Source organism: Pseudovibrio sp. W74, assembly GCF_001623085.1.
GTDB lineage: Bacteria > Pseudomonadota > Alphaproteobacteria > Rhizobiales > Stappiaceae > Pseudovibrio.
On the sequence record NZ_LMCJ01000060.1, the window covers coordinates 1 to 23,239 of the forward strand.

General features: G+C 51.1%; 17 protein-coding genes and 2 tRNA genes. 10 read left to right on the top strand and 9 right to left on the bottom strand.

The annotated features are described in order from the left end of the window. Window positions 1-181 precede the first annotated feature (181 nt). Window positions 182-1,294, bottom strand: coding sequence for a tRNA (adenosine(37)-N6)-threonylcarbamoyltransferase complex transferase subunit TsaD (gene tsaD, locus PsW74_RS25180; RefSeq protein WP_063290427.1), 1,113 nt, complete (start codon window positions 1,292-1,294; stop codon window positions 182-184). A 127-nt stretch (window positions 1,295-1,421) separates the two neighbouring features. Between tsaD and hemC the strand changes: the two genes are divergently transcribed. From hemC to PsW74_RS25215, 7 genes are all read left to right on the top strand, one after another. Beyond that, window positions 1,422-2,345, top strand: coding sequence for a hydroxymethylbilane synthase (hemC, locus tag PsW74_RS25185; RefSeq protein ID WP_063290344.1), 924 nt, complete (start codon window positions 1,422-1,424; stop codon window positions 2,343-2,345). Then, a complete protein-coding gene (locus tag PsW74_RS25190; protein ID WP_063290343.1) occupies window positions 2,345-3,055 on the top strand; it encodes a uroporphyrinogen-III synthase in 711 nt (236 codons plus the stop codon). Before hemC ends, PsW74_RS25190 begins: the two co-directional genes overlap by 1 nt. A gap of 202 nt (window positions 3,056-3,257) precedes the next feature. Further along, window positions 3,258-5,171 (top strand): hypothetical protein, encoded by a 1,914-nt coding sequence (locus tag PsW74_RS25195; protein ID WP_063290342.1) that lies wholly within the window; start codon window positions 3,258-3,260, stop codon window positions 5,169-5,171. Between the two features lie 21 nt (window positions 5,172-5,192). Next, the gene (locus PsW74_RS25200) at window positions 5,193-7,001 is read left to right on the top strand and encodes a heme biosynthesis HemY N-terminal domain-containing protein (RefSeq protein ID WP_063290341.1); all 1,809 of its coding nucleotides are present in this window, start codon (window positions 5,193-5,195) and stop codon (window positions 6,999-7,001) included. 262 nt (window positions 7,002-7,263) lie between these two features. Next, window positions 7,264-7,339, top strand: a tRNA-Thr gene (locus PsW74_RS25205). 193 nt (window positions 7,340-7,532) lie between these two features. Then, on the top strand, window positions 7,533-8,732 hold the full coding sequence (locus PsW74_RS25210) for an AGE family epimerase/isomerase (protein ID WP_063290340.1): 1,200 nt from the start codon (window positions 7,533-7,535) through the stop codon (window positions 8,730-8,732). A 32-nt stretch (window positions 8,733-8,764) separates the two neighbouring features. Beyond that, window positions 8,765-9,769: a Gfo/Idh/MocA family oxidoreductase gene (locus tag PsW74_RS25215; protein ID WP_063290339.1), complete on the top strand. Its 1,005-nt coding sequence runs from the start codon at window positions 8,765-8,767 to the stop codon at window positions 9,767-9,769. Between the two features lie 117 nt (window positions 9,770-9,886). Here the strand turns inward: PsW74_RS25215 and PsW74_RS25220 are convergent, their stop codons facing one another. The 3 genes from PsW74_RS25220 to PsW74_RS25230 all read right to left on the bottom strand — a co-directional run bounded on the left by PsW74_RS25220 (window position 9,887) and on the right by PsW74_RS25230 (window position 12,988). Continuing rightward, on the bottom strand, window positions 9,887-11,041 hold the full coding sequence (locus PsW74_RS25220) for an alpha-hydroxy acid oxidase (protein ID WP_057461904.1): 1,155 nt from the start codon (window positions 11,039-11,041) through the stop codon (window positions 9,887-9,889). A gap of 832 nt (window positions 11,042-11,873) precedes the next feature. Then, entirely contained in the window at window positions 11,874-12,710 is an 837-nt protein-coding gene (locus PsW74_RS25225; protein WP_063290338.1) for an RDD family protein, read from the bottom strand. A 201-nt stretch (window positions 12,711-12,911) separates the two neighbouring features. Further along, window positions 12,912-12,988, bottom strand: a tRNA-Arg gene (locus tag PsW74_RS25230). Between the two features lie 261 nt (window positions 12,989-13,249). On the opposite strand from PsW74_RS25230, the gene PsW74_RS25235 reads away from it, so the two are divergent. Continuing rightward, complete coding sequence (locus PsW74_RS25235) at window positions 13,250-14,002, top strand: thermonuclease family protein (protein WP_063290337.1); 753 nt, start codon at window positions 13,250-13,252, stop codon at window positions 14,000-14,002. Between the two features lie 84 nt (window positions 14,003-14,086). Further along, window positions 14,087-15,493 (top strand): M48 family metalloprotease, encoded by a 1,407-nt coding sequence (locus tag PsW74_RS25240; protein WP_082830722.1) that lies wholly within the window; start codon window positions 14,087-14,089, stop codon window positions 15,491-15,493. A gap of 25 nt (window positions 15,494-15,518) precedes the next feature. Here PsW74_RS25240 and PsW74_RS25245 read toward each other — a convergent pair whose 3' ends face one another. The 5 genes from PsW74_RS25245 to PsW74_RS25265 form a co-directional block, all read right to left on the bottom strand. Continuing rightward, complete coding sequence (locus tag PsW74_RS25245; protein ID WP_063290335.1) at window positions 15,519-16,388, bottom strand: RNA polymerase factor sigma-32; 870 nt, start codon at window positions 16,386-16,388, stop codon at window positions 15,519-15,521. 122 nt (window positions 16,389-16,510) lie between these two features. After that, complete coding sequence (locus tag PsW74_RS25250) at window positions 16,511-17,095, bottom strand: CarD family transcriptional regulator (RefSeq protein WP_057461899.1); 585 nt, start codon at window positions 17,093-17,095, stop codon at window positions 16,511-16,513. 412 nt (window positions 17,096-17,507) lie between these two features. Then, window positions 17,508-17,846 (bottom strand): ferredoxin FdxA, encoded by a 339-nt coding sequence (gene fdxA / locus PsW74_RS25255; RefSeq protein ID WP_057461898.1) that lies wholly within the window; start codon window positions 17,844-17,846, stop codon window positions 17,508-17,510. Window positions 17,847-18,032: 186 nt separating this feature from the next. Next, window positions 18,033-18,434 carry an RNA-binding S4 domain-containing protein gene (locus PsW74_RS25260; RefSeq protein ID WP_063290334.1) on the bottom strand — a complete coding sequence of 134 codons (402 nt, stop codon included), beginning with the start codon at window positions 18,432-18,434 and terminating at the stop codon, window positions 18,033-18,035. Window positions 18,435-18,456: 22 nt separating this feature from the next. Beyond that, the gene (locus tag PsW74_RS25265) at window positions 18,457-21,402 is read right to left on the bottom strand and encodes a helicase-related protein (RefSeq protein WP_063290333.1); all 2,946 of its coding nucleotides are present in this window, start codon (window positions 21,400-21,402) and stop codon (window positions 18,457-18,459) included. A 959-nt stretch (window positions 21,403-22,361) separates the two neighbouring features. Here PsW74_RS25265 and PsW74_RS25270 point away from each other — a divergent pair. After that, complete coding sequence (locus PsW74_RS25270; RefSeq protein WP_057461895.1) at window positions 22,362-23,081, top strand: LuxR family transcriptional regulator; 720 nt, start codon at window positions 22,362-22,364, stop codon at window positions 23,079-23,081. The last annotated feature ends 158 nt before the right edge of the window (window positions 23,082-23,239 follow it).

Here is a 23,239-nt window from a genome sequence, read left to right on the forward strand (position 1 = left end):
GGTAGCCCCGCCCAGCCCACGCCGCACTGATGGACGGTCCACCAGCTGCCCGAATACGTGAGAACAACACTGAGAATAAGTGTGGTTGAGGGCAGGGGGATAAGTTTTTAGCGATTCTGAGCTAACAAATCCCGCAGATGAGGCGGGATTTTGGAAGTATGTTTGTGCCGTGTGGTCGTCGCTAAACCTTCGCGCCTTTGCGACCGAAGCCGACGACGCTTTCGGAAATTTTGTCGAGAGGCCAGCGTGGGCGCGGGGCTTCGTTCATGTCGTCGCCCTTACCGTTTTGTTCCAGAATAGATGGGTCTTCGGCAACGAGTTTTCTCAGGCGCTCCGCTCCAGCCCATGCAATCATGGCGGCGTTGTCTGTGCACAGTTTGTGCGGTGGTGCGATTAATTCTGCACTATGTTCCGCGGCAACCTCGTTTAGACGAATCCTAATTGCTTCGTTTGCTGCAACACCGCCCGCAATAACCATTTTGACAGGCGTATCCGGATAGCGATCTTTAAATAATTCGAAGGCTCTTGCACTGCGTTTTCCGAGAACATCCGCGACAGCTTCCTGGAAGGAGGCGCACAGATTGTTGACGGTTTGCTCGCTGACAGGCTCTTCTTTTAAGGCGGCTGTGCGCACTGCTGTCTTCAACCCGGCAAAAGACATGTCGAGGCCGGGGCGGTCCAAAAGTGGGCGTGGCAGTTTGTAGACGGTTGGATCACCAAGTTTTGCAGCTTTTTCTACAGCCGGACCACCGGGATATGGCAGGCCGAGCAGTTTGGCTGTTTTGTCAAACGCTTCACCAATCGCATCATCAATGGTTGTGCCCAATCTTTCGTATTCCCCAAGAGCTTTTACGAGGAGATACTGGGTGTGTCCGCCGGAGACGAGGAGCAGCAGGAATGGGAATTCAACCTGATCCGTCATGCGTGCGGTGAGGGCGTGCCCTTCCAAATGATTAACTGCAATCAATGGCTTATCGATTGCCATGGCAATGGATTTTGCTGTCATCAAGCCCACGATGACGCCGCCAATGAGGCCGGGGCCAGCGGTTGCAGCAACTGCGGATAGATTAGAGTACTTCACATTTGCTGTTTTCATCGCCTGATCTACGATACCATCCAGCAACTGAATGTGGGCGCGCGCCGCAATCTCTGGTACAACACCGCCGAACGGTGTGTGCTCATCGATTTGAGAATGCACCGCGTTGGACAAAATTACGCATTTGCCATCTTGATCAATCTCAAGGACAGCAGCGGCAGTTTCGTCACAACTCGTTTCTATGCCGAGGATGGTCAGCACGTTTGGTCTCCTTTGGCCGCTTGGTTTTTGTCGTTCTCTCATGCGAAAAGCATGGTTGATTTCGCGGGCCGATGATTTTATGTCGCTCATCTAACATGAGCCCCTAGCATTGGGAATGTGATCCTTGCAAACAAAACCTATAAGAATTGGTACACGTGGAAGCGCCCTGGCACTGGCCCAGGCGTATGAAACACGCGCTCGTCTCGCGAAGGCACACGGGTTAACCGATGATGACTTCGAGATTGTTGTTATAAAAACAACGGGAGACCAAATTCAAGATAGGCCTCTTTCCGAAGCAGGCGGCAAAGGCTTGTTCACTAAGGAAATTGAGGAAGCTTTGCTGGATAAGTCCATTGATCTGGCAGTTCATTCTTCCAAGGATATGCCGACAGTGCTGCCGGATGGTCTGGGCATGACCGCTTACCTTCCACGTGAAGATGTGCGCGATGCTTTCATTTCTCCAAAGGTAGAAAAACTGACAGATCTTCCACAGGGTGCTGTGGTCGGGTCTTCCAGTTTGCGTCGTCAGGCACAGATTAAGCGTCTGCGTCCTGATCTTGATGTGGTGATGTATCGCGGTAACCTCCAGACCCGTTTGCGCAAACTTGGTGAAGGTGTGGTTGACGCAACCTTCCTTGCTTACGCTGGTCTGCGTCGTCTGGGACAAGGTGACCTGGTTACGTCTTTGATGGATGTGGAGCACTTCCTTCCTGCTGTCGGGCAGGGCGCGATTGGTATTGAGGCGCGTCTTGGTGATGAAGAGACTGCGCGCATTCTTGCGCCGATCCATCACGCTGAGACTGAAAGCCGCCTTTTGCTGGAGCGTGCTTATCTGGCTGAGATGGATGGTTCTTGCCGTACGCCGATTGCTGGTCTCTCCCATGTGGAAGGGGATCGTATCCGTTTCCGCGGTGAGGTGATCAAACCGGATGGCAGCCAGACGCACACAGTTGAAGGCGAAGGCCCGTTAAGCAATGCTGAAGAGATTGGCCGCGAGCTTGGCAAAGAGCTGAAGGCGAAGTCTGGTCCAAACTTTCTGGAACTCTAATGAAAATACTCGTGACCCGTCCTCAGCCTCAAGCGGATAAAACTGCACAGAAGCTGATTGCTATGGGACACGATGTGATTGTTGAGCCGATGCTGAGTTTCCAGCCGCTGACCGTTGACGGTGATGTGGCTGGGGACGCCAAAGCGATTGCTGTGACGAGCGCGAATGCCATTGAAGCCCTTGTCTTTAATGGTCTTGTTTCACAGCTACAGCACCTTCCTCTCTATTCTGTGGGTGAGGCGACAGCCAAAGCTGCAGAGGCTTCCGGTTTCCAAGAGATCATATGTGCGGATGGGGATGTTGATTCCCTTGGCGGACTGATTGCGGACAGCAAACAGGCGGGGCCTGTCTTTTACCCTGCAGCGATTGACCGTAGTGGTGACCTGGCCGGACTACTTGAGCAGCAGGGCATTGCCTGCCGTATGGTGGAGGTCTACCAAATGGCTGCTGCGACTGGCTTTTCTGAGAAAACCCGTGAACTGATTGAAGCAGGGATGCTGGATTGTGCGTTGTTTTATTCTCCGCGAACAATTCAAATTTTTCTCAGCCTTTCAAATCTTGAAAAAACCATAGTGTTTCTTAACTCTATGAAAGCATTATGTGTTTCTAGGCGGGTTGCAGAGCAGGCTGGAGCGTTTGGCGAGGTTTTTACTGCGAAAACGCCGCGTGAGGATAGCTTGTTTGAACTTCTCAATGGTTCGATAAGTTGAGAGGAAGTGATTTGCACTTCTCTGAGCCCTATGGAGAAGTCGCAGTTTGTTTGGCAAGGTGCTAATTCTCCCTGATAGCAGTTTGCTAAAGGGATGCTTATGTTAAGAAAGAGGCCTCTTAAGAGGCGTTGTCGAGATTGCGTGACTATGAAAATTGGCGCGGCTGGAAACTGCTTGAAACGCGCCATTCTAGGAGGTTTTGATGGCTGCTGATGACAAAAAGGGTGGGGCGTCCACCGGGGCAGGCTCGGGTGGTGGAACATCATCACGGAAATCTCCGCTCTCCAGTGGATCCCGAAAGCCTGTCACGATTGACCTGCCTGCGAAAGACGTTTCCAAGACTGATAAGCCTGCCGCGAGCGCTGGTCCTGCGGCCAAGCCTGCTGCGAGCAAGGCGACTTCTACCAAGGCGGGCTCTGTGCCGCCAACTGGCAAACAACAATCACAATCATCCGCGAAGACTGAAAATACTGAAACGACGAAAGCTGCTGCTGCGAAGCCTGCAGCGGGCGCTAAACCAGCTGCGGGTGCATCTTCTGCCTCAACAACAGCCAAGCCGACTGCTGCTGCAAGCGCAAAGGCCGCTGCTGATGAGAAGAAGGATGCTGCTGCATCCAGCACAGTAAAGCCTTCTGCTACGAAGACGACAGGCACCAGCAAGGCAACGACTGCTAGCAAAACCTCCACCGCTTCTGCTGCGAAAGAGCCTGTGAAGGGCAAAGACGATAAGGCTGGTTCGGGTGGCAAGGATACGCCTCCGCCGCCGCCTCCTTCTGGCAAAGGACCCGGCGGGCCTGCTGATAAGCCTCCGCATCCGCCTAAGCAAGGTGCTGGATTTGGCGCGATGCTTGCTGCTGGCGTTATTGGTGCGCTGATTGTTGCTGGTGCTGGCGTTGGTCTGCATCAGGTTGGCATGCTTCAGATGATTGGCGCCGGCTCTGGCCAGAATGCGACAGAAGTTCAGGCTCTTCTGGAAAGCTCCAAGAACCGCTATTCGCAGCTGAGTCAGGAAATTACCGCGCTGAAAGATCATGCGGCGGGTAGTTTTGCGGCTAAGGAAACCATTCAGAACCTGACTGATCAGCTGGACGCGATCCAGAAAGAAACCAGCACTAAGTTGAGTGATGCGACTGCTGGTGTGACCGCGAAGGTGCAAGAGCAGGTTTCGACGCTTGGTGCTGAGATTAAAGAGCTGAACGAATTGATTTCCAACGGTGCAGCCGGTGATGGTGCTGCTGTTGCCAGCATGAAGAAGACACAGGATCAGCTGACTAAGCAGGTTGCTGATCTGACCGCAGCGTCCCGAAAGAATGCTGAGCAGGTTCTGAAAAGCATGCAAGGCAGTCTGACAGATTTGCAAAAGCAGTTTCAGGCATTGAAAGAAGCGCCGACACAGCTGAAGGATCTCGGTTCACAGTTGGCTGTAACTGGCTCCAAGGTGGATGAAGCGCTTGCGCAGATTGGCAAGTTGACGGCAGAGCAGAAAGTTCTTGAAGGCAAGATTGAAGCGCTGACGCAGGCGAATGCCGAGACAACACAGCAGATTACGGCACGTGTTGACCGGTTGGAGAAAGCTCTTGGCACTGCAAGTGCGCAGGAGCGGGCGGCGCGTGCAATCGCGATTGCCTCTTTGCGTAATGCAGTTGATTCTGGTGAGACCTATGAGGCGGAACTGGCTGCCGTTGAAGCTGTACTTCCGGGTGATGCTGCTGAGCTGGCGCCACTGAAGGCAAGTGCTGCGAGTGGTATTCCGTCCTCTGCCGCGTTGATTGCCGGATTTGGTAAGGTCGCGCGTGATATGAGTGCGGTGTCGCTGACGAGTGAGAATGATGATGTGGTTGATCGTCTGTTCTCCAGCGCCAAGTCACTGGTTTCTGTTCGGACGCCGACAGACAGTGACGGCACGAGTTCCGGCGAGTTGCTTGGCACGATGGAATCCCGGGTTTCTGCGGGTGATCTTGCCGGAGCGATTAAGGCTTACGATGCTTTGCCAGAACCGATGCAACAGGTTGGTGCAGCGTGGGCCGAGCAGGTGAAAGCCCGTTTGGCAGCAGATGAATTGGTGAAGAAAATCACCGCTCAAGTTTTGAAGTCGCTTGTTTCTGAAAACAAGTAGTATCGGAAAGGAGCGAAGGACATGGTCCGCGTTCTCATCTTTTTCGCGTTTGTATTTTTACTGGCTCTTGGCGGAGCCTGGATGGCAGATCGTCCGGGCGTCGTTACGCTTGAATGGCAGGGGTATGTTGTTCAGGCAAGCTTGCTGACAGCTGTTGTTGCGTTTGGTGCATCCATCGTGGCGTCGATTGTGGCTTGGGGGTTCTTCCGGTTGATCTGGAAATCACCGACGCTGGTCTCCCATTTCATGCAGAGCCGCCGGAAAGACAAAGGCTATGATGCCCTGTCTCAGGGGCTGATGGCCCTTGGATCTGGCGATACGCTGCATGCGCGCAAGTTTGGCCTGAAGGCGGATAAACTGCTGGACGGCAACGAGCCTGCTGCTCGCCTGCTGCTGGCGCAGGCCTCTCAGCTAGATGGCGATCATGCAGAGAGCCGTCGACGGTTTGAGGCGATGCTGGAAGATGATCGCTCCATGGCTGTGGGTTTGCACGGCCTTTACATTGAAGCGGAACGGGAAAGCGAGCCTGCAGCTGCACGCCATTTTGCTGAGGAAGCCTTTAATCTGGTTCCGGGTTTGCGTTGGGCCGGCAATGCCGTGCTTGGATATCAGGCCGTCTCTGGTGACTGGGAAGAAGCCATTGCAACGCTTGAGCGCAATTATGCTGCTCGCATGCTGGACAAGAAAACTCTTCGCCGCCAAAAAGCAGTACTGCTAACTGCGCGTGCTCTTGAGCTGGAGAATGAGAATCCGGATCGTGCACGCACGCTTGCCGTTGAAGCGCATGGCCTTGCTCCTTCGCTGGTACCTGCTGCGATTGTTGCAGCCCGTCTGCGGACACGCTCAGGCGAGGTGCGCAAAGCAAGTAAGATCCTTGAAGCGACCTGGAAGTTGAGCCCGCATCCAGACCTTGCTGACTCTTATGCTCATGTTCGTCCGGGGGATTCCGTCACGGATCGTCTGAGCCGCGTCAGAACACTGGCGAGCATGCGTGCTTATTCTTCTGAGGGCGCGATTGCGATTGCTGTTGCTGCGATTGAAGCCAAGAAGTTTGATGAAGCACGTGACCAGCTCAAGCGTGTTTTGCGCTCTGAACCAACGCAACGTGCGTTCTTGCTGATGGCTGATCTTGAAGAGCGCGAGCATGGTGATCAGGGCCGCATTCGTGAGTGGTTGTCCCGCGCTGTGCGTGCGCCAAGCGATAAAGTCTGGACTGCGGATGGCATTGTCTCGGCCAACTGGGCGCCTGTTTCTCCAAAGACAGGCCGTGTGGATGCCTATGAATGGGCAGCACCGGAAGGGGCTGTGGATCAGGAGCAGTTGATTGAAGTCATCGATGACAAACTGTTTGAGCCACCTGAACTGGCAGCTCCTGTACAGGTTCTGAAGGAACCGGTCGAGGCGGATATCGTTGTGCCGAAACCGCAGGAGGAAAAAAAACCTGCTGCAGTGAAAGACGAGCCTGTGGAAGCACCAGCGGCAAAGCCTGACGTTGCAGAGCCTGTTGTTGTGACAGAAACGGCGAAAGAGCCGCCTGCTGAGAAAAAGCCAGATGAGCAAGCCAAGGCTGAAGAGCCTCGTGCGACTGTCGTACCTGTGGAATCTTCCAGTTGGGCACCGACCAAAGCCAATGAAAAGGCTGCGGACAAGGCAGAGGACCCTTCCAAGACCGAGAAGGAAGCTCCGAGCTCGCCGGATGACAAACCTGAGAAGAAAGATGAGAAGCTGGTGGAGTTCCCGCTTTCTCAGCTTCCTGATGACCCAGGACCTGAGCCAGATGATGAAGATCCGAAAACTCCAAAGGATCAGAGTTTCAGGTTCTTCCGCTAAGAGCGCGTTCCGTTTGATTTGTTCAATCAAACGAGAAGAATTCGCTAGGCCAAAAATGTTAGAGCATGAGGCGTGAATGTTAGTGTACGCGACGTGCTCTAAGAGACTTGCACAGGCAGGACGCGTGCTCTTTGTTGCGTCTCCTGCCTCTGTAGATTGATGGTGGATGCATTCTCTGCCATTGCAAATCATACTTGCATCTTATTGGGAGCTTGGGTATCAAACTTCCACTTTCCGGCACACCCCTTGTGCCAGTTGGAACGCCGCTGTAGCTCAGATGGTAGAGCACGTCATTCGTAATGATGGGGTCGAAGGTTCGAGTCCTTTCAGCGGCACCACTAACTCTCTGATACTTTATAATCCCCCAAAAACTTGCTCATTTGGCTTTGTCTTGTCGCCTACTCGTCGTAGGTTCGGATTTGTGTTTTTTGGTCCTTTAGTCGAACCTTTAAGCGCATTGATTTCATTTGCACATATGGAGGCCATCGGGGGTTCGTGGGAGCGGGCTGATGATGGTGTGGAGTACCGGAAGTGATTGTCGATCACCTGAATAAGTTGCGCGCGTGGTTGTTTGAAGATGCATTGCCGCTTTGGTTGAAAGCTGGCGAAGACGCTGCAAATGGTGGTTTTGCTGAGACCATCACACTGGATTGTGAAGGTAGTGCGGATAACAGACGTGGTCGCGTCAACCCTCGTATGGTGTTTGTGTATTGCGAAGCGGGACGTCTGGGCTGGGATGGCCCGTGGATGGATGTCGCGCTACGCACGCAAGCCTATGTGGAGCGGGTGTACGGCACATCTGATGGATATATCGGTGCGCTAGCGACGCCAGATGGTGAGCTGCTCGACACTTCGTTTGACCTTTACAATCAGGCCTTTGCGCTACTGGCTCTTTCCAGCATTGCTGATGTGAACAGTGAACAGCGCGGGGAAGCCTGCGCGAAAGCTGCTGCTTTGCTTGATGTGTTGAAGAGCCGCTTCAAGCACCCTGTTGCTGGCTTCCAGGAAGCTGAGCCTGCGCGTGCGCCACTGGGTGCCAACCCGCATATGCATCTGTTTGAAATGTGTCTTGAATGGGAACGCTCAGAGAATCTGAGCACTGAGCAGAAAGCCGTCTGGTCTGCGCTGGCAGATGAGCTTGGTGAGCTTTGCCTGAAGTATTTCATCTGCGAGAAAACGGGCGGTTTGCGTGAGTTCTTTGCGCTGGACTGGTCTCCAATGCCCGGTGATGAGGGCAGGGCGCTTGAGCCGGGACATCATTTTGAATGGGCATGGTTGCTGAGCCGCTGGAACAAGTTGCGTGGTGATGATCGCGCTAAGGCTGCTGCTGCGCGTCTCTTTGAGATTGCGGAGGTTTACGGTGTTGACCGTGCGCGCGGTGTTGCGGTGATGGGCATCAATGATGACTTTTCCATGCGTGACCCACTGGCGCGTCTGTGGTCTCAGGCTGAATGGCTTAAAGGCTCTATCGCCATGCTGGAGAGTACTCCTGAGAGTGGGTGGCCTCGGTATCGGCAATCCATGCAGGATGCGCTGAAGGCGTTAGAACTGTTCTTTGAAGACGTGCCTGCCGGTCTCTGGAAAGACAAGTTTTTGCCGGATGGTAGCTTTGTGGAAGAAGCGGCGCCAGCAAGCTCGCTCTATCACATCATTTCGGCCATTTCTGAACTTGACCGTTTTTCAAAAACTGAGGTCGGGCAGAAAGTGGTTACTTTTGAGAGCGCTAAATAACGGTTCCTGCAGTATAGATTGGGAGAATTACAATGGTTAAATGGGGTGTGCTCTCGACTGCACGGATTGGCCGCGAAAAGGTTATTCCTGCGCTTCAAAAAGCCAAGGGCGTTGAGGTCGTCGCAATTGCTTCTCGTAATGAAGAGAATGCGAAGAAAGCTGCTGCTGAACTGGGTATCGAGAAAGCCTATGGTTCCTATGAGGCGCTGCTGGCTGATCCTGATATTGACGTGATTTACAATCCGCTTCCCAACCACATGCATGTGCCGATGACGATTGAGGCTGTGAAAGCTGGAAAGCATGTGCTCTGTGAAAAGCCGATTGCGCTTGATGCAGATGAAGCGCGTCTTCTGCTGGAAATGCCGGATAACCGCTTCGTTATGGAAGCCTTTATGGTGCGGGCGCATCCGCAATGGCAGCGAGCGCTTGAGATTGTAGAATCCGGTGAGCTGGGCAAGCTGCAGAGCATTCAGGCGTTCTTTGGTTACAGCAATCAGGACCCGCAGAACATTCGCAATAAAGCAGAGCTTGGCGGTGGTGGTCTGATGGATATTGGCTGCTATCCGATTGTGGCGTCACGTTACTTCTTTGATGCTGAACCTGAGCGTGTTGTGAGCCTTGTTGATCGTGACAGAAACTTTGGCACGGACCGTCTGACATCTGTGATGATGGACTTTGGAGAAGGACGTCAGGCTCAATTTACGGTTTCAACCCAGTCTGCTCCGTATCAGCGTATCAATCTGGTGGGGACTGCCAAGCGTCTGGAAATTCTCATCCCGTTCAATGCACCTGCTGGTGAAGAGACTATCTTGCGCCTCGATTCTGGCAGTTTGCCGGGGGATGGTGCGATTGAGGTTGAACGCGTTGCTGCCTGTGATCAGTACACACTGCAGGGAGAGCTGTTCTCTCGTGTGGTCAAAGGTGAAGAAGAGCTGCCTTACGGTGTTGCTGATGCAATCCAGAACATGGAAATCATCGATGCGATTGTCCGCTCTGAACGCAATGACAGCTGGGAGACCGTTGGGTCTCCCGACTGAGTGTTTTGTTGGTGTTAGAGCATGTTGCGCTTGTTTGCATTTACGCCTCATGCCCTAACTTCTTTATTTTGAGCGAGTTCTTGTCGTTTGATTGAATACAGTCAAACGGAACGCGCTCTAGACTTTTTCGCCTCTGATGGAATAGAGGTTGTCGCGATTGAGCGTATTGAGATCGCGACGGCCACACAGTGCCATGGTGGTATCCAATTCCTTCTGGATGATCTCCAGTGACTGTGTCACGCCTTGCTTACCGCCTGCGCCCAAACCGTACAGGAACGGTCTGCCGATGTAGGTGCCTTTGGCGCCGAGACAGATGGCTTTCAGCACGTCCTGACCTGAGCGAATGCCACCATCGATGTGGATCTCCACCTTATCACCGACCTCGTCCACGATTTCCGGCAGGATCTCGATGGAGGATGGTGCACCGTCGAGCTGACGCCCACCGTGGTTGGAGACGATGATCGCATCACAGCCGGAATCGACTGCGTGGCGTGCGTCTTCCTTGTCCAGAATGCCTTTGAGGATTAGCGGGCCGCCCCATTGTTTTTTGATCCACTCAATATCATCCCAGCTCAGGCGCGGGTCAAACTGCTCTGCCGTCCATGAGGACAGGGAGGAGAGATCGCCAACACCTTTTGCATGGCCGACAATGTTGCCAAAGGTGCGATTTGGCGTTGTGAGCATTTTCATGCACCACATTGGGCGTGTTGCCATCTGCCAGATATGTTTTGGCGTAAACTTTGGCGGGGCAGACAAGCCGTTGCGCAAATCTTTGTGGCGTTGGCCCAGGATCTGCAGGTCGAATGTGAGAACCAGTGCAGAGCAGCCTGCGTTCTTTGCGCGATCGATCAGGGCGTTGATGAAGTCCCGATCCTTCATCACGTAAAGCTGAAACCAGAATGGTTTCGTGGTCTTCGCCGCAACAGCTTCAATAGAGCAGATGCTCATGGTTGAAAGCGTGAAAGGTACGCCGAACTCTTCAGCTGCCTGCGCTGCGAGAATTTCACCATTGGCGTGCTGCATTCCGGTCAGGCCAGTTGGTGCCAGTGCGACAGGCATGGAGACATCCTGTCCGACCATCTTGGTGGCAAGTGTGCGGTCTGTCATGTCGACCGCGATGCGCTGACGCAGCTTGATCTTCGCGAAGTCGCTCTCGTTTGCCTGATAGGTGCTCTCGGTCCAGGAACCGGAGTCGGCATAGTCGAAGAACATCTTTGGAACGCGTCTGCGAGCGCGCTCTTTGAGGTCACTGATTTCTAGTATTGGTGCCATGTACGGGCCTCCCCCCGAAACATTAGTTTTTATGTATAGAGGGATTGCACGTATCGGTGATATGTCAACATTACATGTATACGACTTCAGTCTACCAGTATTGGGAAAAGCGTTATTCGCATTCATCTATGAATGCCGTAAGTACTCTGAAATATCTTTGAATTGACGGTACTGACTAAAGCGTAACGGTCAAATAACTATCTGAATTTGCTTGTCTTGTGTGTTTGCATAAACGTTTGGCGAGTGTCTGGTCGAGACTTCATCTTGCCTGGGTGCTATTTGTGATATGTAACTGAAATATATCTCAAAAAAACGACATAAGCTTACTTTGCAGATGCCCGAAGTTTAAGATTAGTGAGTGAAATTACGTAGCTTGTGAGGGCGTATTGGTGGGGTGGGGGCCAGAAATTTCATGTAAGAGCGAATATAGATGAGAGAGGCGGTGCTATAAACGAGGGCGTATACAGTGAGTGCTGGTCTTGCCGTCTCGTCGAACAATCCGGGCGATGAGCTCTTCTGATTTTGCGCAGCTGGACCGGTGGGAAGCGGAGGTGCTGCTTCCCATTGCTAGTATCTGTATGGAAGGATCAGGGAGGCTTCGTTCTTTTATTTCTTCTGCCGGCTGATCCAGGCCATCCAATTGTAAAACCAGTTCCGAAGGTTATCTCCGCACCGTTTAAGCACATTGGATATATAGTTCATGGCTTACCCTCCATGTGCAGTTTTGGCTGCCTCAATGGTGGGCTCAATTAGCTAAATGCAAATGAAAGAACTGCTTCAAGATTTAAGTTTGGATGGCGAGCCGAAGAGAGCTCACCATCCAATTGGCGGTTTACTTATCAGCGATAACCTTGTCGGCTTCGGCTTTTCTCATTACCAAGTCTTCTGTCTTACTCGTCGTAAGATTTGCGAACTGATCCCAATAAGTGCGGCCTCTCCATCGTATGAATGAGCCAAACTCAAACCAGAAGGCAGCGAGACTGAGAACAACCCCGCCTACGATCCAAAGCCAGAAATTTCCTTGTCCGAGGTTTTGAAGTAGTTCCTGAGCTTGTTTTCCTGCTTCTACCAAATCTAACGTGATGATCTGATAGAGTGAGTAAAGCCCAAACAAGGCTGTGATGATGAGAACTGTCGCTTTAAAGTACTCACGCTTTAATGCTGACTTTAGATCAGGCTTCTGAAGAGAGGCATTATATACATTCAAATTGAGTAGACGCTTTCCTGGGGTCTGACCCATTCTAGCAAGGAACAAGGCAAATACGAATGGGGCGAGCAAATAGAAGAACGGTTCTGATGGGAGGTAAGTTCTTTGATTACCGTATTCATCAGAGTAGTAGCTCACTGAAACAGAACGTGTGACATTGCCTTCCTTCCAGATTTTCTGAAGAGCCGTTATGTGGAAGCTACTTGCAAACATGTTTGTTTGCTTGCAGAGAATTTGCTGGCGTTGATGGCCTGGTTCGAGCGGTAAGATCTCATCCATACGCTCTTGCGAGATCATGTCAAATTGAGGTGCACAGGCAGTTGTCTTGAGAAGTTCTGGCGCAAGAAATCGTGTAGAAAAAACACTGTTATATGCGACGACAATAGCGGTAATGACAAAGCCGAGGATAAACAGATCTAGTAGATACGCGAATGCTCTTCGCCAGAAGTACTTTGCAGTCATTGGATATGTACCGGCATTTAATGCTAAGTATCTGAGGAACAAGAGTGATCGCAGATACCGCAAAAACTGATTAAAATTTTGTTTCTATATACAGTCTTAGGTTCAAGAAAATCAAAGAATTAATCGTATGCGGAAGGGAGAAAGAGGCCTGTTCCCGTAGCAATTATTTTCTCATGCCGGGTCATTATAATTTCATATAAATGGTGACCCCGAGTGGATTCGAACCACTGACCTGCCGCTTAGGAGGCGGCCGCTCTATCCAGCTGAGCTACGGGGCCTTTAGGCGTGTCTTGATCCGTGACCGGATCGATCCGCTTAAGATGTTATCATCCGTTGAGGATGCAGCGCGTTTTCAAATATCATGAAATTTGGCTGTAGGCGAGATAGATTGCTTCTCTGTGAACAAGCTAGGTATCAGTTCATGCAAGAGAATTTGCTCAACCTGTGTCTTTGAGGTTTGCTCTCATAGAGTTCTCGGGGGCGTTCCGACTGCATCGACCTGATATAATTCCCGAATAAGACTTTGTTGGTGGGTTGTTGTGTTCCGAGGATTTGTTGCTTTTTTCTGCTTTTTGTTGAGCTGTATAGGAACCGTGTTGGCGACGCCGTGTGATGAGCGTTCGGTTCTTGATGAGAGCTTGCCGACCATCATGATGGAGGAGGTGCTCGCAAATCCTTTGAGATTTACCGCGAGTGACGGTGAGTTTTATTATCTCGCAGATTTGACAATGCCAGAGCAGGATTTGCTGCTGGCTGATGACTTTTTTGAGGAACGGGAAGTCAGGGTAAAAGCGTTGATTGAGCAAAAGGATCGGTGGGGACGCCGACCTGCGATTCTGGTTGATCCTGAATTGGGTGATTTGTCAGTCTGGTTGGTCAAAGCTGGAATGGCCATTGTTAGGCCACAATTAAGAGCTTTCAATTGCTTGAAATTCCTTATTAATTTGGAGAGTATGGCTCGCGAGAAAAATGTTGGATTATGGGTCATTAAAAATGTAATTAATGATTATAAGTCAATTAGCTACGAGCAAATCGGCCTTTATGGAATTGTGGAAGCCAAGCTGATTTCTGTTGGACAAACACGATCCAAAACATACTTGAATTTTGGTGAGCGCTGGACAGAGGATTTAACCGGGATTATTCAAAGGGGAACGCTGGCGGATTTTTCGGAGTTCGGGCATGATCTTTCAGTGATGAAAGGTAAGCGAGTTCGCCTCAGGGGCGTTATGCAACTGAACCAAGGACCATTAATAGAGCTAAAGCACCCAGCGCAGTTGGAGCTTCTGGACTAAGGCAAAGAGCCGGAAACGCGAATGACTTTGAGTAGTGCATTGTCTGGATTTCAGACAAGCCTGAGAATGCTAGTGATATCTGCAGTGACCGTAGCTCTTGTTGCGTGTCAGCTGATCGGCTCTGCCAATCAAGGCGCTCAAAAACCTGGTAGCTTGCGAACCGGGCTTGGGAGTGACGTTGGGGCGAGAGAGCATCCGCGTGTCGTCGCGACTTATGGCGGTGTCTATAAGGATGGTAAGGCTGAAGCAGCTATTGCACGTGTTGTTGGTGGTCTTGTTGCAGCTTCGGAAGACCCTGAAGCGCACTACCGCATTACTTTGCTCAACAGCCCTGCAGTCAATGCCTTTGCTCTTCCCGGTGGTTATCTTTATGTGACGCGGGGGTTGCTGGCGCTTGCCAACGATACGTCTGAGCTTGCTGCTGTGCTTGCTCATGAAATGGCACACGTGACAGCGCGTCATGCGATCAAGCGCCAACGTCAGGCTGAAGAGGCTGAGTTCGTCACCAAAGTGATGACCAATATCGGCAAAGATCAACAGACCATTGATGCTGCAGTCAAAGAGAAACAGGTGCAGTTCGCGCGCTTTTCTCAGGAGCAAGAGCTTGAAGCTGATGATGTGGGTGTGAGAACACTTGCAGGCGCTGGGTATGACCCCTACGCCGCAGCGCGCTTCCTGAACACGATGGGGCAATTTGCACGCTATCAGCAGCTTGGTGGGCAAAGCAGTTCAGCGCCAGATTTTCTTTCTTCTCATCCAAACACGCCTGATCGTATTCAACGCGCTGTGCGTAGTGCGCGGCAGATTGGGGCGCCGGGGATTGGTCTGAATGGTCGTGAAGACTATCTGACTAGCTTGGATGGCATGTTGTTTGGTGATGATCCACTGGAAGGGTATGTCCGTGCGCGGCAGTTCCTTCACAAAGGCCTTGGCATCTCCTTCAGTGTGCCAAAAGGGTTTGTGCTTGAGAACTCAGCAGAGGCTGTGTTGGCGAGTAATAACTCCGGCACTGCCATGCGTTTTGATGGTGCTGATCTGACGGGATATGCCAGCTTAACCGATTACATGTTATCTGGCTGGATCAATGGCCTGATTGATAACAGTGTTCGCCCAACCACGATCAATGGTCTGCCAGCCGTTATTGGCTCTGCAATTACAGATGGTTGGTCTTTCCGTATCGGTGTGGTTCGTATTGGTTTAACCGGATATCGGTTTATCTTTGCAAATCGTTCGCCAACTGCTGTATTTACTCGTGATTTTGAGAAGTCGCTTGGTAGCTTCCGACAGTTAAGCCCGACGGAGCAAGCTCGACTTAACCCACTTCGAGTTAAGATCATTCAGGCGAAGGGTGGAGAGACGGCTCGTAAGCTTGCTGTTGGCATGAGCGGCATTGAGCCATCGCGCCGGTTGGAGCTGTTCACGATCCTCAATCAGGTTAAGGCGAACCAACGCTTCAAGCCAGGTGAACTCCTGAAGGTCATTACCGACTAAAGAAGCTCGTTTTTCAGGCAGTGCGCTATAAGCCGCTGGCTTCATAGCCATCCGAATGCGTGAGAGCGTCTTTTAACTTTTGCATTGCTCGCGACTCAATTTGCCGGACACGCTCCTTTGAAACACCCAGTTTCTTGCCAAGGGCTTCCAGTGTAACGCTTTCATCTTTTAGCTTGCGATCTTTAATGACGCGCTGCTCGCGTGGTGGCAGCGTTTTAATCGCATTGAAAAGACGACGTTTTGCGCGTTCCTGATCTAAGTGCACTTCGACGAGTTCGTCTGGCAGAGGTTCTTCAGCCGCGAGAGTGTCCTGAAGCTGCAGGTTCGTTTCGCTGCCTTTCAGGCTCGCATTGAGGGATGTGTCTTTCCGGCCTAATCTGGAAGACATCATTCTTATATCCCTCAGCTTTGCTCCCGTCTTTTCTGAGATTTGCTGATGCAGCTGTTCCTCATTTAAGTCAGGATGTTTGCTTGATAGTTCTGCGCGCAAACGTTTGAAGCCGAAAAACAACATTTTCTGGCGAGAGGAGGTTCCTCCGCGAACAATCGACTGGTTGCGGAGCACATAGTCCTGAATGAAGGATTTGATCCACCAAGTTGCATAGGTGGCAAAACGGACGTCTTTGGATAGCTGGAACCTGTTGGCTGCTTCCATCAGGCCAATATGGCCCTCCTGAATTAGATCAGAGAGCGGGACACCATAGGACTTGAACCGAAGTGCTTGTGCGATGACCAAGCGGGAGTGAGACAAGGATAGCTTATCGAGTGATCTGTGATCGCCTCTGACAATCCAGCCTTCCAAGAGCTTGTATTCTTCTTCTTTTGACAGATATGGGGCTTTTCTTGCCAGACGGGCAAGAGGCCCGAGACTTTGGTCTCTTTCATAATGAGCCATTTACGCCTCCCTCGATTAAACTGGGATACGGCGCTGAAGTTCATTTGGATCTTTTGACAAAAAAAAGAAAGCCCCGCTTGGAGCAGGGCTTTCTTTTAATCAGTTAGATTAGGAGAGGCTGATTAAGCTGCCTCTTCCTGACCTCCGCCTTCACCATCAGTTGCTGGAGCAACTTTGGCAGCACGACCTGGAGACGTGGAAAGAACGCCTTCGATCTGTCTGATTGCTTCTGTGTCAGTCTGTTTCTGAACAGCTGCGATTTCACGTGCCATACGGTCTAATGCGGCTTCGTAAAGCTGACGTTCGGAGTAAGACTGTTCAGGCTGGGAATCAGAGCGATAAAGGTCACGAACAACTTCAGCGGTAGAAATGAGATCGCCAGAGTTGATCTTTGCTTCGTATTCCTGTGCGCGGCGACTCCACATGGTACGCTTCACGCGAGGTTTACCTGCGATGGTCTCAAGAGATTTCTTAACGGTAGATGCGTCAGACAGCTTACGCATTCCTACAGAAGCAATTTTTGCAACTGGAACACGGAGCGTCATCTTATCCTGTTCGAAGTCAATTACGAGGAGTTCAAGAGAGTATCCAGCTACGGTCTGCTCTTCAATTGCAGTAATCAATCCAACGCCGTGAGATGGATAAATGATGTGCTCACCTGTTTTAAACCCCTGACGCTGCGCGGTCTTTTTTGCGGGTGTGGCCATACGCTATACTTCTCCTGCGCAGTGGTTGTTTGCTGTCTGGGAGACGCAAGCAACCTAGATGCAGCGCGTTCGCCGCATCTTTCTCTTTGGAAAAACGTGAAAAGTCCAATGTATGCGGAAAGCTACTTCTCGCATCAATTGGTTCCGCGTTCAAATGTGATCAGTCGAATTCTATGTTGTGGCTACTTCGGCGAATGCTGGAGTAAATTATTGTGCGCACTTCAATTGAACTGCGACCATAAAAAAACCTCCGAGTGGGGAGGGTGCAACCAGACTGCCAAATGACTGTAAAAAACTGTATAGCACATTATCCACGGATTTCCAACCTCTCTCAAGCAAGAGAGGAATCAAGACATCCGCGGATACTGTCTGGCAAATAATAAATATTTGGTAGCTCTAAGCTTTTGGGACCTTAATCACCAGTGCCCGGCTTATCAGAGAAATACTTTTCGAGTTTTTCTGCAACACCATCAAACTCAGCAGCTTCTGGAAGCTGATCTTTCTTAACAGTCAGATTCGGCCACTTTTCTGCGTACTCAGCATTAAGCTCAACCCACTTTTCCAAGCCAGGCTCAGTATCTGGGAGAATTGCATCTGCTGGACATTCCGGTTCACACACACCGCAATCGATACATTCGTCTGGATGAATGACGAGCATATTCTCGCCTTCGTAAAAGCAATCGACCGGGCAAACTTCAACACAGTCGGTGTATTTGCATTTGATGCAATTGTCTGTGACGACGTATGTCATCGCAATCCTCTTAGTCTCTGGCGCTGCAAATTTGTCTGAAGACAAACGGCACGGGCTCTCGTGGCCCTGACGATTTTCTCGTCCTTTAAACTTGTGCTCTTTGCTACCGGTTTTCAGTGGGTAGTGCAAGCGCTGTCATAGGCGAAGAGATTGCAATATTGGGGCAAAATTTGCGTAAAGTTGCCGCTAAAAAGGATCAATTTCGTTGAAGCCCCGAATCCGGGCGATTTGGCGTCGATCTCGTTTAGTTGGGCGTCCTGCACCGGCCTCGCGCTTGGCAACCTGGACCTGTGTTTCCTTGGGTGGTGGAGGGGGAGACATGTCTTCATAAAGCAGCTGTGCTTCAGGGGCCGGACCGCGCCGGGTGCCAAGTTTTAAAACCTTAAGGATCAAAAGGCGTCGCGGCATTGTGATGGTCAGTACATCACCGGGCTTTACAGCTGTTTTGGCGGCCGCAATCTTATCTTTGTTCAATCTAACATGCCCGGACACTGCCAGTTTTTGTGCCAGTGTCCGAGATTTTGTAATGCGGGCATACCAGAGCCATTTGTCGATGCGAAGAGACTCTTGTGCTTCTGGTATTGCCATATTAGTTAGCCCGAAGGGGCGACTATTTGTCGCCCTTTTCCAAGTTCTGTTTCAAGGACATCAGTGCTGCAAACGGAGAATCCGGATCCAACGGCTTGTCTTTGCGAGGAGCAGGCTTGCCTTGCTGGCCGCGGTTCTGGTCTTTGCTAAAGCCACGGCCTTTACCGCCAGGCTTACCAGGATTGCGACGCTGCTGGGCGTTGTTGCTGCGAGGACCGCCACGACGTTCGTTGCCACTGCGTGTATTGCGCTGACGTTCGTTGTTGTTGCGACGTCCACCGAAACGACCCGGGCGCCAGATTTCAACAGTAACCGTTTCCATCTCTGGCTCGGCAGCTTCTTCTTCAGAAGCTTCAGCAGGTACTGCTTCTTCTACTGGTTCAGCTGGGGTCTCTTCGGTTGCAGGTTCATCCGCTACCGGTGCTGCAGCTTCGCCTTCAACCTGTTCCGCTTCTGCACCTTCAGATGCTTCAACTGGAGCTTCAGGCTTTTTGGCGACAGGGCGCTGTTCTTCGCGTGTTTCCAGACGGTAACCGAGAGACTTCAGGATGTTTGTGAAGTCTTCGCCTGCACAACCGAGCAGGGAGGTCATGGAAACAGTGACGGTGAATGCGCCGCCTTCTGTCAGTGCACCTTCTGGCGGCTCAATGCCTTCTTCCAGAGGTTTCCAGGCTACCAGCGGACGAATGATGTCTGCCAGGCGCTCCAGAATATCGACGCGTACAGCACGTGGACCACAAACGCGGAAGCCTACGACGCGATACAGCGCGCCTTCGATCTCCGGATCTACTGGAACGGACGTACGGCCAGATGCGGACAGCTGAGGAAGTTCAGTCAGGCCTTTGATCTCGCCTTTGCCTTCTTTCAGCGCCCAGAGCTGCGCGAGCAGCTGGCTTGGTGCTGGTTTCAGAAGAGCAGGGACATAGATGTGATAGGCGCCAAAGCGAACACCGAGCTTGCGGAGTGAACCGCGCATCTGCTGGTCGAGCTGACGGATGTCATCAGAAATTTCCTGACGCTCAAGGATACCAAGGCTCTCGGTCAGGCGGTATGCCACGCCACGAGCGATGCCTTCGATCTCTTCGCCCTGTTCCAGGTCGAAGAGCGGCTTCAGGAGTGTTTCGATGTGTGTCTTGATCCATAGATCAAGGCGCTCCTGCACCATATCACGTGCAGGTCCCGTCAACTGCTCATCAGCAAGAATGATCAGGGATGGGCGCAGGGTCTGTTCACCAGCTATCAGGCGGGCGATAGATTCACCCTGCCATCTTAATGTGCCGTCTGCGGAGAGGATGAACTCTTCGTTGGGCGCGCGGGATAACCGTTCTGCACGGTTTTCAATCTCGCTAGCTAGTGCTTTTTGGGCCGCAGCACGGACAGCTTTTTCTTCCTGTCCTTCTGCCGTTGCATCCGGAGCAAAGCGGAAGCCGTGAAGCTGGCCAATGTGCTGTCCTTCTACAAGGACATCTCCGGTTGCGGTGATCTCCGCTTCGAGCATTTTGTTCTCTCTCAGACGTCGCATCAATACGCTGGTTCGCCGATCCACAAACCGCTGTGTAAGCCGTTCGTGAAGGGCATCTGATAATCGATCTTCTATGCCGCGCGTCACTTCCTGCCAATGAGCAGGGTCGTTCAGCCAGTCGGCACGGTTTGCCACAAAGGTCCACGTACGGATATGTGCTATCCGGTTCGCCAGTGTGTCTATATCCCCATCGGTTTTGTCTGCCAGTTTTATCTGACTGTTAAACCAATCATCCGGAATGGCTCCATCCCGGATCAGATGGGAATAAATCCCTGTTACGAGATCTGCATGGTTTGCCGGAGCTATCTTGCGATAGTCTGGAACCTGACAGGTATCCCACAGTAATGAAACTCTTTCTTGCGTCGTCGCGAGGGAAAGAATGTCCCTGTCACGATTAGCAAGTTCGAGAACACCGATATCCTCCGCCGGAGGGGCTTTGGTCAAGCCCTCTTCTCGCGGAGAATGCTCCAAACTGCGCAAAAGTGCGCGAATCGAGGAAAAATCGAGATTTGGGTTGCGCCATTGCAGCACTTTGAGGGGCTCAAACTCGTGAGATTCGAGTTGATAGACAAGTTCGTCGTCAAAACCGGGTACCCGGCCCGTTACACCAAAAGTACCATCTCGCAGGTGTCGGCCTGCTCGTCCGGCGATCTGGCCGGTCTCTGACGGGGTCAACTGGCGGTACTGATAGCCATCAAACTTGCGGTGCCCGGCAAACGCGATGTGGTCTACATCTAGGTTCAGACCCATACCTACAGCGTCGGTGGCAATGAGCCAGTCAACGTCGCCGTTTTGGAACAGGTCAACCTGAGCATTGCGTGTTCTTGGAGAAAGGGAGCCGAGGACAACTGCTGCACCGCCGCGCTGACGGCGGATGAGTTCTGCGATGGCGTAGACTTCATCGGAAGAGAAGGCGACGATTGCAGAGCGACGCGGGAGGCGGGTGATCTTTTTAGAACCTGCGTATGTCAAAATGGACATGCGCGGTCGCGTGATCACATTCAGACCCGGCATCAGCTTTTCGAGCAGGGGGCGTATTGTCGAGGAACCAAGCAGCAGAGTTTCCTCTCTGCCACGCAAATGCAGGATGCGGTCGGTAAAGACATGGCCACGTTCCAGATCGCCAGCCAGCTGCACTTCATCAATGGCGACGAAATCCACGTCGAGATCTTTTGGCATTGCCTCTACAGTAGAGACCCAGAAGCGTGGGTTCTTCGGGATGATTTTTTCTTCGCCTGTAATCAGCGCGACAAGATCCGGTCCCTTCTTCTCTACAAGACGCCCGTAGACTTCTCTGGCCAGCAGACGGAGTGGTAATCCGATAAGGCCAGACGAGTATGCGCTCATCCGCTCGATGGCCAGATGCGTCTTACCAGTGTTCGTTGGCCCCAAAATCGCAGTGACAGACCGTGATCTTGTTGTTCGGTGCAGCGTGTTCTTGTTCATCTAGAAGTGCAATTCCGTAGTCTGTGGCCAAACGTATCTCGGTACCCAATTCTTCGGCTGGGATACTGAAAATGCCCGTGCGGTGCCTCACCCAATGAAGTGGCATTTATATGGCAGAGAAAATCGCTGTAAAGCTCTGGAATGAATAAAGACGAAAAATGCTGATGATGAATGCTGGAATGAAGTTTCAGTTTCATACCGGCATAAAAGGGTTTTTTGCGTATACGTTATTGTCCGCCTGCTGCTTTCGCTGAATAAGATGCATGACTATAACGTGCAGTATATGCCGTTTTGGGTAGGTTACATCTTGTTAAATGGTTACAAGAAGCCTGAAGTTTTGCGGGTTATGTGTAACACATTCGCCGTTGTTACTAGCCGATTTCATTAGTAAATGTCTTGTATTAGCATAAATTTTGCCAATTCTTATTGCCCCCAGACATGCCGCGGATAAGTGTTAGATGAGGCTTGTTGCCACTTCTGTTTTAACCAGTGAGTTTCATCGGGGAGGAGTTATCCCCGCTTTCCCCTCAGCCGTATCGTTAAGTTTTTTGCATCTATGCAGAATGAAAAGAAACACGGAATCTAACTGCGATACCTTGCTAATTGCTGGAATATTTTTCCTATATTACATACGCATCCGTATTGATGGGTGTGTAATCTAAGGTTAACGTTTTATTAACCTGCTCCTAACAATAGCTTTTTCCAAAGAAATACTAATTCGATCTTTAAGTTTAAAGTTTTTCCTTCAGAGCTTTTCGAAAAAGACATAGTGCAATTTAACAATGTCAATATATATGGACGTAATTCTATTGGTATAGAAGTTAAATTGAATAGATTTCTTTCCCAATATGAAAACAATGAGCCTCGAATAGAAGATGGGTGATAGATACACCTTCTATATTGAGTGGATATTGCGTAGAGTAAGGTTGTTGGAGGCATAATATGTAGGGGTGTATAAAATGAATCCGTTGACTGCTGCACTAGAATTTGTTGAATCTATTAATAATGAAGAAACATCCGAAGGTGTTTCTAAGCGTATTGCTGAACTTGGCCAGTCTTTTGGCTTTACAAGCTTCTGTCTCGCTGCGATCCCCGAAGCTGGCGCATCTTTTGATGGGTCAATTATGTTGAGTGGTTGGCGCCCTGAGTGGCAACAACGTTATCTCGACCGTGATTACGTACAAAACGATCCGATTGTTGCGAAGGCGCGTACTGCAAGTCGTCCATTCTTATGGTCAAGCGTTGCTCGTGATCGCAATATTACTGCCGCTGCACAGCAAGTTCTGTCAGAAGCGCGCGATTACGGAATGTATGACGGCGTCTGCGTGCCAGTGCATGGCCTTCAAGGCTATCAAGGCATGTTGATCTTTGGTGGGCCGGAAGTACGTCTGAATGAGCGCGAAATCAGTGTTCTTCATCTCGTTGGCATTTACTCGAGCAATAAGGTGCGCGAATTGATTGGTGCTAATACCAGTCGGCCCCGCCATCGCCTTACCCCTCGTGAACTTGAATGCTTGAAATGGTCTGCTGCAGGGAAGACAAGTTGGGAGATTAGTCAGATTCTGAGTATCTCTCAGCATACAGCAGATTGGTATCTGGCATCCGCTGCCAGAAAACTGCACGCTGCAAACAGAACGCATGCTGTGGCCGAGGGTTTCCGGCTGGGCTTAATTCGTTAAGCCAAAATGACACCTACCTATGCTCTCGGCAGGGTTCGCATCGCGAATCCTGCTGTTTGCACATGAGCGATCGGATAAAAGTTGCACCTTTAGTCGTAAAAGTAGAAAATTTTTCGTGAGATATATTAGAGAAGTCAAAATTTACGGTGTTTGTGTAT